Origin of the sequence: Frankia sp. AgB1.9 (assembly GCF_016786355.1) — a bacterium.
Lineage (GTDB): Bacteria > Actinomycetota > Actinomycetes > Frankiales > Frankiaceae > Pseudofrankia.
This window is the reverse complement of sequence record NZ_JADWYX010000189.1, coordinates 1-12,459: the sequence shown is the minus strand read 5'-3', so window position 1 is coordinate 12,459 and position 12,459 is coordinate 1. Positions and strand designations below refer to the sequence as shown.

At 69.5% G+C, this 12,459-nt stretch carries 12 protein-coding genes and 1 pseudogene; 9 read left to right on the top strand and 4 right to left on the bottom strand.

From position 1 onward, the window contains the following. Nucleotides 1-223: 223 nt before the first annotated feature. Entirely contained in the window at nt 224-997 is a 774-nt protein-coding gene (locus I6A60_RS39055) for an SDR family oxidoreductase (RefSeq protein WP_203021978.1), read from the bottom strand. 132 nt (nt 998-1,129) lie between these two features. Beyond that, entirely contained in the window at nt 1,130-2,011 is an 882-nt protein-coding gene (locus tag I6A60_RS39050; RefSeq protein ID WP_307874097.1) for an alpha/beta hydrolase, read from the bottom strand. A 682-nt stretch (nt 2,012-2,693) separates the two neighbouring features. Here I6A60_RS39050 and I6A60_RS39045 point away from each other — a divergent pair. The 9 genes from I6A60_RS39045 to I6A60_RS39005 all read left to right on the top strand — a co-directional run bounded on the left by I6A60_RS39045 (nt 2,694) and on the right by I6A60_RS39005 (nt 11,296). After that, complete coding sequence (locus I6A60_RS39045; protein WP_238437169.1) at nt 2,694-3,491, top strand: enoyl-CoA hydratase/isomerase family protein; 798 nt, start codon at nt 2,694-2,696, stop codon at nt 3,489-3,491. A 2-nt stretch (nt 3,492-3,493) separates the two neighbouring features. After that, on the top strand, nt 3,494-4,375 hold the full coding sequence (locus I6A60_RS39040; RefSeq protein ID WP_203021976.1) for an SDR family oxidoreductase: 882 nt from the start codon (nt 3,494-3,496) through the stop codon (nt 4,373-4,375). Continuing rightward, the gene (locus I6A60_RS39035; RefSeq protein WP_203021975.1) at nt 4,372-5,067 is read left to right on the top strand and encodes a TetR/AcrR family transcriptional regulator; all 696 of its coding nucleotides are present in this window, start codon (nt 4,372-4,374) and stop codon (nt 5,065-5,067) included. The genes I6A60_RS39040 and I6A60_RS39035 overlap by 4 nt, the downstream gene beginning before the upstream one ends. A gap of 102 nt (nt 5,068-5,169) precedes the next feature. After that, nucleotides 5,170-6,222, top strand: coding sequence for an acyl-CoA dehydrogenase (locus I6A60_RS39030; RefSeq protein ID WP_203021974.1), 1,053 nt, complete (start codon nt 5,170-5,172; stop codon nt 6,220-6,222). Beyond that, nucleotides 6,222-7,424 (top strand): acyl-CoA dehydrogenase family protein, encoded by a 1,203-nt coding sequence (locus I6A60_RS39025; RefSeq protein ID WP_203021973.1) that lies wholly within the window; start codon nt 6,222-6,224, stop codon nt 7,422-7,424. The genes I6A60_RS39030 and I6A60_RS39025 overlap by 1 nt, the downstream gene beginning before the upstream one ends. 245 nt (nt 7,425-7,669) lie before the next feature. Further along, nucleotides 7,670-7,942, top strand: a complete 273-nt coding sequence (locus tag I6A60_RS39020) for a NifU family protein (protein WP_203021972.1) — start codon at nt 7,670-7,672, stop codon at nt 7,940-7,942. Beyond that, on the top strand, nt 7,939-9,225 hold the full coding sequence (locus I6A60_RS43835; RefSeq protein WP_203021971.1) for a DUF427 domain-containing protein: 1,287 nt from the start codon (nt 7,939-7,941) through the stop codon (nt 9,223-9,225). The genes I6A60_RS39020 and I6A60_RS43835 overlap by 4 nt, the downstream gene beginning before the upstream one ends. A 256-nt stretch (nt 9,226-9,481) precedes the next feature. Beyond that, complete coding sequence (locus tag I6A60_RS39010; RefSeq protein WP_203021970.1) at nt 9,482-10,093, top strand: MarR family winged helix-turn-helix transcriptional regulator; 612 nt, start codon at nt 9,482-9,484, stop codon at nt 10,091-10,093. Nucleotides 10,094-10,126: 33 nt separating this feature from the next. Then, complete coding sequence (locus tag I6A60_RS39005; protein ID WP_203021969.1) at nt 10,127-11,296, top strand: thiolase family protein; 1,170 nt, start codon at nt 10,127-10,129, stop codon at nt 11,294-11,296. A gap of 166 nt (nt 11,297-11,462) precedes the next feature. On the opposite strand, the gene I6A60_RS39000 is transcribed toward I6A60_RS39005, so the two are convergent. Then, nucleotides 11,463-12,278, bottom strand: a complete 816-nt coding sequence (locus I6A60_RS39000; RefSeq protein WP_203021968.1) for an SDR family NAD(P)-dependent oxidoreductase — start codon at nt 12,276-12,278, stop codon at nt 11,463-11,465. Then, nucleotides 12,275-12,459: pseudogene (locus I6A60_RS38995) on the bottom strand (hypothetical protein); the annotation flags it as partial. The pseudogene I6A60_RS38995 and the gene I6A60_RS39000, both read right to left, overlap by 4 nt.

Genomic DNA, 12,459 nt, shown 5'->3' with positions numbered 1-12,459 from the left:
TCGCCGGCTCGCTCGCGGCGGACACGTCACGCGGTGGGCCACACGACCGACAGCCAACAAGATCTAAAACAGGCTCTGAGTCATGCGAACTCCAGTCGTTGATGCGTAGGCACGTTGTGATCCGATCCCGCTCCGCGAGGCGGCCGGCTGTCGGAGGCCGCCCTGTCCCTAGCGTCGACCGGCGACTTTGGACGGCCGTCGGAGGACGACCGTGCCGCGCCGCTCACGGGGTTTGGATGGGAGGGTTGAACGGCAGTGGAGTGGAGCGGCGGGCGTCGACGACGACGGATTTGATGGCGGCGCCGTTGGTGATGACGGTGTGGACGACGTCGGTGAGGTCGTTGACGTCGACGAAGTCGCCATGGATGTAGTCGCGGCCGATCCAGAGGGGGTGGACGGCGCCGGCGAGGGCGGGGTCCCAGTTTTTGATGAACTCAGTTCCGGAGGCGCCTTCGCCGCCGGCGGAGTTTCCGACCGTGATGCGGGTGAAGCCGAGGGTGGGGTATTCGACGCGGTAGGCCTCGATGAGTTTGTCGAGGGCGGCTTTGCTGACGGCGTAGGAGCCGAGTGCGGGCCAGGGTTCGGTGATGGAGCTCGCGATGGAGGACAGGTAGGCGGCGACGCCGTTGCTTTCGATGAGGTGGGGGATGGCGGCGGCGGTGACGAGCGAGGCGCCGATGACGTTGGTTTCCAACACGGTGCGCCAGGTCGCGGCGTCGACGTCGACGAGTTTGCGTAGTACGCCGATGCCGGTGGCGTAGACAATCGCGTCGATCCCGCCGAGTTGGGCTGCCGCGGCGTCGATGGCCGTCCGGACCGACGCCTCGTCGGTGACGTCGCAGGCGACGGCGAGCGATCCTTCGCCGGCTTCCTTCGCGGCGTCGACGAGACGGTCCTTGCGTCGGGCGAGCAGCGCGACCTGTGCGCCGCGTTGGCCGAGGCCGATCCCGATGGCGCGTCCTAAGCCACTGGAGGCGCCGATGACAATCGTTCGCATCGCGAGCCCGCTCTCTGTGGTTGTCGAGGGTTTCTGTCTTTGCGGTGACGTGGTCCTGAGCGTCGGTCGTCTCCGACCCGGGGGTCGTGGGCCGCCGGTTTGCCGACATGAAGGGGCTGGCGACCGGCGGGCTCAGTAGCTGTTCAAGGCGCGCAGTCTGTCGGCGTGGGAACGGCGGGCGACATCGATGGTGGGGTCGATACGGTCGTAGCCATGTGGGCAGCCGGGACGTACGTGTAGCTCGACGGAGGTACTGGCCGCGGCCAGTCGCCGGGCGTAATCGATGGCTTCGTCGCGGAAGATGTCCAGTTCGCCGACTTCGATGTATGCCGGGGGCAGGGCGGCGAGGTCGAGCCCGCGGGCCGGGGCGGCTGACTCCGGAACGCTTTCGCCGCCGATCTGGTCGCCGAGCAGCGCGTGCCAGCCGGTGTAGTTCTGGTCGTAGGTCCAGCTCGCGTAGGGCACCAGAGCCGGATCGGGCACTGTGTTGCGGTCATCAAGCATGGGGTAGATCAGGATCTGCTTGGCGACGGCCAGGTTCCGGTCTCGGGCGAGCAGTGCGGTCCCAGCTGCCAGCCCGCCGCCTGCGCTGTCGCCCATCAGCGCGATCCGGTCCGGGTCGACGCCCAGTTCGTGGGCATGGGCGGCCAGCCACGCCACCCCGGCGTAGCTGTCTTCGACCGGGCTCGGGTGCGGGTGCTCGGGGGCCCGGCGGTAGTCGACGGCGAGCATCGGCACGCCGCCGTCGGCGACGTAGGCGGCGACGAAACGGTCATAGAGCTTCACCGTCCCGGAGATCATTCCGCCGCCATGCAGATAGACCGCGGCCGGACCGGCAACGGACGGCGCGGGGCCAGCGGATGCGTACCAGCGGAGTGCCACCTGGGTACCGTCGCGGGAGGTGGTCTGGAAGTTCGTGCGGGAGACGGACGGATACGCCGGAGAAGCAGTCTCGAAAGCCGCCAACGCAGTCTCACCGGTGTGGCGCAGGGCCTTCCAGTCGTCCCGGGCCACCGCCGTCGGACTGTCCATTCCTCCGGCGAACATCGCGGCGACCGCCTGCAGGAGGTCGGCATCGAGGTTGAACGCCATCTGTGTCCTACTTTCCCGTCTCCGGGCGCCCGGGCCTGACTGCCGGTCTGGTACCACCGCGGGCAGGGCGACCGGATCTTGAACACGCCGGACCGCGACGCTCGGGCGGCGTCCGGCCGACATGGACCAAGCCGTCCGACAACAGGTCGGTGAAATCGATGGCCGGCAGCAGCGGCATCGCTGCGGCCAGCTCCGGATCAAATCGATAGATCATCTGCTGCTCCCTCGGCGGCGGTAGCTGGGTACTATGCCGGACGGTTGTGCCCCAGGTCACCCGCCGGACGTCGGGTATCGGCGCCCGTTACCCCGCCACCAAGTCGGTCCGGCGGCCGAACGAGCGGTCGCGGACATTGAGGCTCCCGCTACGTCGAGATCGCGAGACGCTGAGATCGCGAGACGCCGGGCCACCGGACGCGAAAACGGGGCGCGAGCCCGAGCTCGGCGACGCGCAGGGCCGGGCGCTGCCCGAGCTGAGTCGGCGAGCCTCGCGCCGCTCCAACGTCTGAGACTCCCTCCGAGCGGTTCGTCGATCGTGCGGACATCCGTTGCAAACGGTCGTTGTCCCTGCCAGAATCACTTTCTGATCAGCGCAAAGCATCTTCTGATGGAGGTCGGGGGCGTGGCGGACGAGCGGGTGCGGCTCGACATCGACGGTCCGGTGGCGACGATCACGAACTGCAACCCGGCGAAGCGCAACGCGTTCGACGATGCGATGGACCTGGCGCTGTTCGAGGTCCTGGGTGAGCTGAAGGGGCGCCGGGACGTCCGTGCGGTGATTTGGCGGGGGGAGGGGACGTCGTTCTCCTCGGGCCGTGACGTCGCCGCGATCGGGGGCGGGTCCGTCGAGCTGACTCATCACGAGTTGATGAAGCGTGGGCATCGCGGCATCCTGCAGATCCTCGAGCTGGAGGCGCCGATCATCGTGGCGATGCAGGGGTGGTCGATCGGAGCGTCGTTCCAGCGGGCGTTGATCTGTGACATCCGGGTGGCGGCGGTCGGAGCCCGGATGATGCTGCCCGAGGTCGGGTACGGCGTGATCCCGGACACCGGTGGGATTGGCCGGCTGTACCAGATGTGTGGGCACGGGGTTGTCAGCGACATGGTGCTGACCGGGCGGGTGATGGGTGCCGAGGAGGCGCTCGCGCATGGCGTCGTGTCCCGGGTGGTGCCTGCCGACGAGCTTGACGCCACTGTCCGTGAGATGGCGGAGAAGATCGCGGCCGCTCCGACGGTCACGGTGAACATGGCGCGTCGGGTGATCCGGCAGCTGTCGGAACCCGGCCTTCGGTCGTCGATGGCGGACGAGCTGATCTACCAGACCTTCATCAGTAAGTCCGACGACCTTGCCGAGATGCGTGACGCGCGTGCCGAGGGCCGCGAGCCGCGTTACACGGGGAGCTGATCATGAGCGGTGTCATTGGCCTTCCTGAACCGCCCGAAGCGGGCGTGAGCGCGTTACCGGCCGGGACCTTCGAGGGTGTGGCGGTCGTCGTCACGGGGGGCGGGACGGGGCTGGGACGGGCGATCGCCATCGAGTTCGCCCGGCTCGGCGCCGACATCGTCATTGGCAGTCGCAAGCCTGAGCACCTGGACGCCGGGCGCGCCGCCCTTGAAAAGGTGGGCGCCGGCGTTCTGGCTGTCGGCTGCGACATCCGTGACCCGGCGCAGGTCGCCGCCCTGTTCGACGCGGCCGAGCAGGAGTTCGGCCTGCCCGGCGTTCTGGTCAACAATGCGGCGGCGAACTTCCCGGTCCCGGCCGAGGACATGTCGCCCAACGCCTGGCGCACCGTCGTCGACATCACGCTGAACGGCACGTTCTTTTGTGCCCGCGAGTTCGCCCGCCGGCTGATGACCGCCGGGCGGCCGGGTTCGATTGTCAACGTCGGCGCCTCCTACGCCTGGACCGGCGGCCCCGGTTTCGCGCACTCGGCCGCCGCCAAGGCCGGTGTGAAGAACATGGTCGAGACGCTGGCTGTCGAGTGGTCCCCGTACGGGATCGCCGTGAACGGTCTGGTGCCCGGGCTTTTCCCGCACGAGGACATGACGGCTGACATCCAGCAGAACCTTGCGCGCACCCATGACAAGGACGCGGCGCAGCCGGCGATGCGGGTCGGGCGGGTGCGTGAGCTCGGCTGGGCGGCGACGTTCCTCGCCTCGCCATACGCCCGGTTCATCTCCGGCCACACCCTGGTCGTGGACGGGGCTAACTGGCAGCGCCGCTCGCTGACCAACCCGACCGTGGTGCCGGTCCGGGAACAGATGAACCGCGGACCGTTCGCGCCGTGAGCCCGACAACGGAACCAGAGTCGGCGCGCCGCGGCGTCGAGCGGGCGCTGGCCTCGCAGCGCCGCCGGTATGAGGACGAGCTGGAACGGCTACTCGACGCCACCTTCCAGGTCATGCGCGACCGCGACACCGCCAACCCGAGCGTGACCGACATCCTCGCCACCTCCGGCCTTTCCACCACGGCGTTCTACCGCCACTTCCCGACCAAGGACGACCTGCTCATCACCCTGCTCGAACGCGCCCACACCCGAACGAAACGCCACCTCGAGGAGCGCCTCGGCGCCGAGCTGGATCCGAGGGCACGCGTCGGCGAGTGGGTACGGGCGATGTTCGACATGCTGCGCACCGACGACCTCGTCACCGCCAACCGGCCGTTCCTGCTCGCCCACCCGAGGCTGCTCGAACGTTTCCCGGCCGAGATCGGCGCCGGCTTCGACGCACTGACGGAACCACTCGCCGACGCCATCGCCGACGCCCGGCGCGCCGCCAGCCTGTCGACGGAGTCGGCCGCTGACGACGCCCGGCTCGCCATGCACCACGTCTTCGGCATCCTGATCGACCGCGCGGCGCTGCGCCGCAGATCCGACCCCCAGACGATCGCCGCGGTGACGTCCTACACCCTGCGGGCTGTCCTCACCGCGGATCCCGTGCCGACGCGTGCCCAACAGAGCGCCGGCGTCGCCACCCCATGAGAACTGTCGGCCCGCGGGAGAGAGCCTCGTCTCCTCGCGATGCCGCTGATCGACCGTACCGGCCGTGCCCCGCAAATCCACGCAGCGATGGAAGGTTCCGAGGTGGACGTACGGCTCACTGACGAGCAGCGCATGCTGTCGAAGACAGCGATCTTAATTGCCGCAGATCTCGCGCCCGATGCGGTCGGCGCGCTGGTGTCCCAACAGAAGCAGTCGCGCCACGCGGCCCAGTGGGCGATCGTCGCCGAGGCCGGCCTGGTGGGTCTGCATGTCCCAGCCGACCTCGGCGGTGGCGGCGGCACGGTCGTGGACGCCGCGCTCGTCGTCGAACAGCTCGCCGGCGCGTTGGCTCCGGTTCCCTATGTCGGTGCCGGTGTCTGGGCTCCCGCGCTGCTGGCGCACGCCCACGCGTACGAGGCAACCGCGGCTGTCGGCTCGGGACGACTGCGGCTGTCTCCGGTGCTCCGCCGTGACCTCAGCGGGCTTGCGCGCCGAGGCGAACCCGGCGTGGCCTTCGACGCTCAGGGCGCGCACACAGGTCTATTGATCGACGAGGACAGCGGTGGGCTGCGCGCCGTCTCCCTCGGGGAACCGACCCGTTCGATCGACCTCACCCGCACTCTGCGCAGCGTCCCTGCCGATGCGTCGACTGTCGATGTCGGGGTTCCGCTGGGCGGCGTGCTCACGGCCGACAGCCTCCAGCGCGTCGACGCCGTCGTTCTTGCCCTGCTCGCCGCGGACCTGCTCGGAGTCATGCAACGAGCGCTTGATGAGGCAGTGAGGTACGTGTCCCACCGCGAACAGTTCGGCGTTCCCGTTGGCTCGTTTCAGGCCGTGGCACACCTGGCGGCTCACGCCGCCACGCTCGTCGAGGGCGCACGAAGCTCCATGTGGCACGGCGCCTGGGCCGCCGATGAGCTGCCCACGTCCGTGGCCCTGCTCGCCGCCCGCCAGGCAAAGGCATTCTGTTCGGCCGCGGGTCGCGAGGTCGGCGAGCTGACGATTCAAATGTTTGGCGGGATCGGTCTCACCTGGGAGCATCTCAGCCACGTCCGGCAACGCCGCGCCCTCATGACCTCCCGGGTCCTCGGTGACGAGTCAGCGCAGTACGCCGCGATCGCCGACGAGCGGCTGGCCGCCAGGGAGACGGCCTGATGGACTTCCGGGACGATACAGCCGAAGCCGCGTTCCGGTCCGAGCTGCGGGCCTGGCTCAGCAACAACACGCCAGGTCCACTGCCGGCCGATCCTGACGCGCGAACGGACGCACTCGGTGACTGGCACCGACGTCTCGCCGCCGCGGGATTCGTGGGGCTAACCTTCCCCACCGAGTACGGCGGCCGAGGCCTCCCGCCCACCTTCGACGCGATTCTCAACGACGAGCTCGGGCTCGGTGGTTACCCGCCGCCACCGGCGATCCACCATATTACCAACGCTATTCGGCTCTTCGGATCGGCTGGGCAGAAGACGGCTCACCTGCCCGGCATGCTGTCCTGCGCGGTGCGGTGGTGCCAGGGATTCAGCGAACCGAACGCGGGCAGCGACCTTGCGTCGATCCGCACCCGCGGCGTTCGTACCACCTCCGCTGACGGACTCGACGTGTATACCGTCGACGGACAGAAGATCTGGACCAGCGAAGCGGTCTGGTCGCAGTGGTGCCTGCTGCTGTGCCGCACCGAGCCAGACGAGCGGGCACACCGATCGCTGTCGATGCTGCTCGTCCCCCTCGACGCGCCGGGCGTTCAGTGCCGCCCGATCGTCACTGCCGGGGGAGGCCGTGACTTCGCGGAGGTCTTCTTCGACTCGGTCACAGTACCGGCTGAGAATCTGCTCGGCTCCCCGGGGCAGGGCTGGGAAATCGCCATGCAGTTGCTCGGCTACGAGCGGGGGCCTGGTGACATCGGCTGGGTGGCCCGTCTGATCCGGATGCTCGCCCTTCTCGAAAACGACGTCCGCAGTGGAGCGGTCGTGGTGGACGAGACAGGTAGGCGGGCCATCGCGAAGGCATGGGTCACCCTGGAGGCCCTCAGACTGCACGTACAGCGGACGCTTTCGTCGCGGCTTGACGGATCGCTCCCTGGCCCAGAGGGCTCGATCGACAAACTTCTCGTCACCGAGGCGGATCAGTTACTGAACCGAACCATCCTGGATGCCCGGGGAGCGGCCAGCCTCGTCGACGAGGATCAATGGCTCGACGCCTATTTCTGGTCACGGGCCCAGTCCGTTTTCGGAGGAACTCAGCAGATCCAACGAGACATCGTCGCACGACGTTTCCTCGGAATCCCCGCTCATCGCCCTCAAGGAAAGGCGCGCGGCCTGTCGGCGCGGCACGCGCAAAAGACGTCAACAGATGGGTAGCGGCGGTGGCGTGCGACGCCGGCCGCTTCGGCGAACCCACGCGGGCTGATGCTGATCCGGTACGGTGCCGATTCCGTGATGGCGTCCAGAAGATCTGATAACGCCCTGCCAGGTCCAGTATCCGCGTCGGCTCGGCGACAGCGGCGTGCATTCGAACTCGGTTGAAGTTGTTATTTCACCCGAAGCCCGTTCAGTTACTGCGGCCGCCACACCACCAGGTTGGCCAGCTCGCCTGAGGAGGACCGATGCACAGAGAAGATGTGGCTGGAGCGCTTGAGGGCGTACGTAACCTGATCCAGCCTGACGGCGGCGACTTCGAACTGGTCTCCGTCGATGGCGCGACGGGTCAGGTGCGCATCCGGCTGCTGCTTTCGGATGCGAACTGTGCTGCGTGCATCCTGCCCCGGCCGGCACTCGAATCCGTGGCGCTGGCCGTGCTGGGCCGCCGCCTGCCCGCCGTCAAGTCGGTGATCGTTGACGACCCACGAATCGAATCGCAGACAAGGGACATGCCGTGACGCAGATCGAGTCAGCCTGGCCGAAGTACCCCGATTACCGTATCGACCTTGTTCCCCTCGGCCGGACGGCCCGGGTGTGGTTCGGCGACGTGCTCCTGGCCGAGAGCGACCGATGCCTGGTGGTCGAGGAGACCAGGCACGTCGACCGGCTCTACTTCCCGCGGACGTCGGTGCGGTGGGACCTGTTCGCCCACGCCGACGGTGTGTACACGATTTGCCCGTTCAAGGGCGAGGCGGAGTATTGGGACCTCATAGCCGTCGAGCCCGCTGAGACGAACTTCGTCTGGTCCTACTCGGAACCGTTCGCCGAGGTCGCCGGCATCGTGGACCATGTCTGCTTCTACCAGGAGCGGGCGCGAATCGAGATCGACGAGCACTGGAGCGACGATCCTCATGGCCGTGCCAGGCCCGTCAGCTTCCCGACCTGGGGAGACCAGGCCGAGCTGATCCGCCTGATGGATGTCCAGCCAGTAAGGGAGAACCGCTTCGCCGCTCCCCCCTATGGCGAGATGGAACGCAACGTCGTCGAGGGCGGCCAGCTACTCGGCGACGCGATCGTCGCCGCGACCAAATCCGTGCCCGATCAACGGGTTGTCTCCGGTTACATCACCTTCTCCAAGGCGGCCTCGTTCGACCGCCCCGTCGACCTCGAGGTCGACGTACCGCAGCGGGGACGCAGCTTCGCCACCGTCAACGTCCGCATCACCCAGGACGGCACCTTCCGCGCTGGCGCGTTGCTGCTGATGGGCGCCGACGCCCCGGACCTGATCCGCGGCCACGCGCCGATGCCGGACGTTGTCGGACCCGAGGAGGCGGTCCCGCTCGACATGGGCGTGACCGACCGCGACCTGCGGATCATCGACGGGGCCTACGACCCGGACCCCGACCGCCTGGGCCCACCGGAGATCTACGCGTGGTGCCGCTTCCGGCACGATCCGGGCCCGCAGTACCTGCACGCTGCCCTGCTCGCGCAGTCGACGACCCACTGGACCATCGCCGCCGCGATGCGTCCGCATCCGGGCCTTGGCGAAGCCTCCGCGCACTACACCCTGTCGACCGGCGTGATGTCGACCGCGATCGCCTTCCACGACGATTTCGACGTCCGTGACTGGCATCTTTACGCCAACCCCGCCATCTACGCCGGTCGCGGGCTCGCCCACGGCGAGGGACGGATCTACGCCCGGGACGGAAGGCTCATCGCTTCGTACTCGTGCGAGGTCATGATCCGCCCCTTCGCCAAGAAGCCCGCTGCCATGGGAATGGACTACGGCAATGTGATGTAGAGGCGGGCATCGACCCAGCCCAGAAGGTCCTCACTGGAGTCTGATCTCGCACTGGATTCCTGGCCGCCCGGACGACGTCTGCCGCCACGGTGCCGGGCCGGTGGTTGAGGTCGGTACCGGGGTCAGCTCGGACTCGGTGGGGGGCTCCGTTGTCAATAGATGCATGCGCATGCGTGTTATGCTCGATACGTGGACCGGCGAGCGTGCGGAGGCGCGGTCGACGGGGGGCCGAGGGCGGAGGTGGAGATACTGAACCATGCGCATGCAACTTCTGCCCCCGACGGGCGGCGACGGTGAGCAGCCTGGCGACTGGGCTGGGCTCGACGGGGTCCTGCGCCGGGCGGGCGCCGCACTCGACGGGCCGCCGGAGCTGGTGGCACTGTGGATGTACGTCGCCCGCGCCGGCCGCGCGCTGCGCGCTCTCTCGGAGCCGGGGCTGGCCGCCGTCGGGATCGACACCTCCGACTTCGCGATCCTCGCGGCGCTGTGGTTCCGCGGCGAGCCGTTCCGCGCATCGCCCGGAGCGCTTGCCCTCGACGTCGGTCTGTCTCAAAGCGGCACCGCTCGCGCGTTGCAACGCCTCGAGGTGCGCGCCGCGATCCGCCGCCATGGCCACCCCGCCGATCGACGGGCGACGATCGTGGAACTCACCGGCGCGGGCGCCGCACTGGTCCACCGCCAGCTCGCCGAGATCTCCGGGACGTTTGCCGCCTGCCTGGACGCCCCGGACGGCACCCCGGAAGGTGAGGCGGTCGACCTGCGGCTCGTTGCCGCCGCCTTCGCCGCGTTCGCCGACCGTGTCGAGCGCGCCGTTCGCGCGAAGACGGTGCCGACGCTGCCGGAGCCCACAACCACGCAGACACACTGAGCGCGGCCGCGCGGCCGGGAGACGAGGACACTCATGGGCCCGAGCAGGCGCGCCACGATCGTCGGCCTGCACAACACCCGCCAGGCCCGCAGTCTCGACGGTGAGACTCCTCGCTCCTTGGTCGTCGCCGCGGCCCGTGGCGCGCTCGCCGACGCCGGGCTGACCCTGGCCGACGTCGACGGGGTCTGCGCCGGAGCGGAGAGCGCCGCCCTTGTCTACGACCTGCGTCTCGGCCCCGCCTGGCAGGGCCGCCAGTTCGGCCTGGCCATGGTCGCCGAGGCAGCGGCGGCTGTCGCCACGGGGCAGGCCGAGCTCGTGCTGGTCGCGGCTGCCGCCGCCGGCGTCTACACCGACCGGGCCGCCACCGCCCCATGGACCAGGCCGGAGAACGAGTTCGTCGCTCCGTTCGGCCTGTTCACGGCCGCCGAGTTCGCCCTCATCGCCCGCCGTCACATGCATCTCTACGGCACGACCCCCGAGCAGCTGGCCACCGTCGCGGCGACGATCCGCACCAACGGTCACCTGCACCCAGGCGCGGTCTACCACGGCCGCGGCCCGTTCGCCGCGGCCGACATCCTGGCCTCTCGGATGGTCGCCGACCCGTTCCACCTGCTTGACTGCTCGACGACCTCCGAGGGCGGCTGCGCGCTCGTCGTCACCACGGCCGAGCGCGCCCGCGACCTGCCCCATCCGCCGGTGCACGTGCTGGGCGCGGGCATGGATGTGTTCGGACCGGCCTACCGCAACCCGCCAGTATGGGACCTCACCGGTCGCCGCCCGGGGCACCTGCCCGTCGGGCTCGTCGGTGCCCGCGCGGCTGACCGGGCGTTCGCCACCGCCGGACTCGCCCGCGCGGATGTCGATGTCGCCGAGCTCTACGACCCGTTCTCCTTCGAGATCATCCGCCAGCTTGAGGCGTTCGGTTTCTGTAAGCCAGGGGAGGGCGGCCCGTTCGCGGCCGAAGGGCACGTCGGCCCTGGCGGGACGCTGCCGGTGACGACCGACGGCGGCACGATGGCCTTCTCCCACCCGGGCGCCGATCCGCAGATGCTGCAGCGGGCAATTCGCGCGGCCGAGCAGGTCCGCGGCGATTGCGCGAGCCGGCAGGTGACAGGCGCGCGGGTCGCACTGTGCAGCGCTGGGGGAGCCGGAGCGCTGTTCTCCATGGTCATGCTTCTCGGTGCCGCCGATGCCGCGGGCTGACGGGCCGCCCGCGGCGAGAGCGCCTGACGCCCTCGCCGTACTTCCACTTCCCGGCGACGGTTCGACCGTCGCCGGGAAATGGTGCGCGGCCCCGGCCGAGGATGACGTCGGGGTGGTGCCTCGGGCCGCGGTGGTCTCGCTGTTCCTCGCCCCGCCCCCGCCGCCGTCAGCGGAAGTTCGCCGCGTCGCCTTGGTCGGGGAGGTCGAGCAGGGCGGCATAGTCGACGAAGGCGCGTAGGGTGTTGCCACCGTCGACGGTCAGCAGTTGCCCGGTCACCCAGGAGGACTCGGGTCCGGCGAGGTAGCGGACGGCCTGGGCCTGGTCCTCGACCTCGCCGTGCCGGTCGAGGGCCTGGTTGGCCAGGAACTGGGCCATCATCGCCTGGTTCGCGATGGCCTTGGCGGTTGTCGGGGTTCGGGTCATCCCCGGGCGGACCGCGTTGACCCGGATGTTGAGCCGGCCGAGTTCGTCGGCGGCCACCCTGACCAGCTGGTCCACCGCCGCCTTGCCTGCGGCGTAGGACGCGATGTACCGAGTGGAAAAGGTCGCCGCGGTCGAGGAGATCGCGACGAACGAGCCGCCGCCGGCCCGCACCATCGCCTGCCCGGCGTACTTGAGCAGCAGGTAGACGGGGCGGACGTTGCGGTCGACCTCCTGGCTGAACTGGTCGTCGCCGTAAAGCAGCACCGGCGCGATTCCGCCGCCGCCCGGTACGACGACGGCGATGTGCAGCTCGCCGTCGTCGGACGCCGCATCGACCGCCTCCCGAACCTGGGCGCCGTCGAGGGCGTCGGCGCCGTGGTGGGCGACAGCGAGCCCCTCCTCGGCCAGCTTCTTCGCCGCATCGACGAGCTTGGACTCGGATCGACCGACGATCGTGACCCTGGCTCCGTCCCGCGCGAGCAGGCGAGCGGAGCCCAGCCCGATGCCGCTGCCGCCACCGATCACGATGGCGTGCTGTCCGGCCAACGACTTGGTCATTCCCGACCTCCCTGTGCGGTACCGGCCGGCGCGCGACCCCCCGGGTCGCACCCCGGCCCGCGGGGCTTGCGCTGGGTTTCCGGGGCGGGGCCGCGGCCCCGGCGGTCGGCGGCGCGGTCGACCAGCGCGTCGATGATCGACGCGGCGAGCAGGTAGCCGGTCGCGTGGTCGAGCGCCTGCG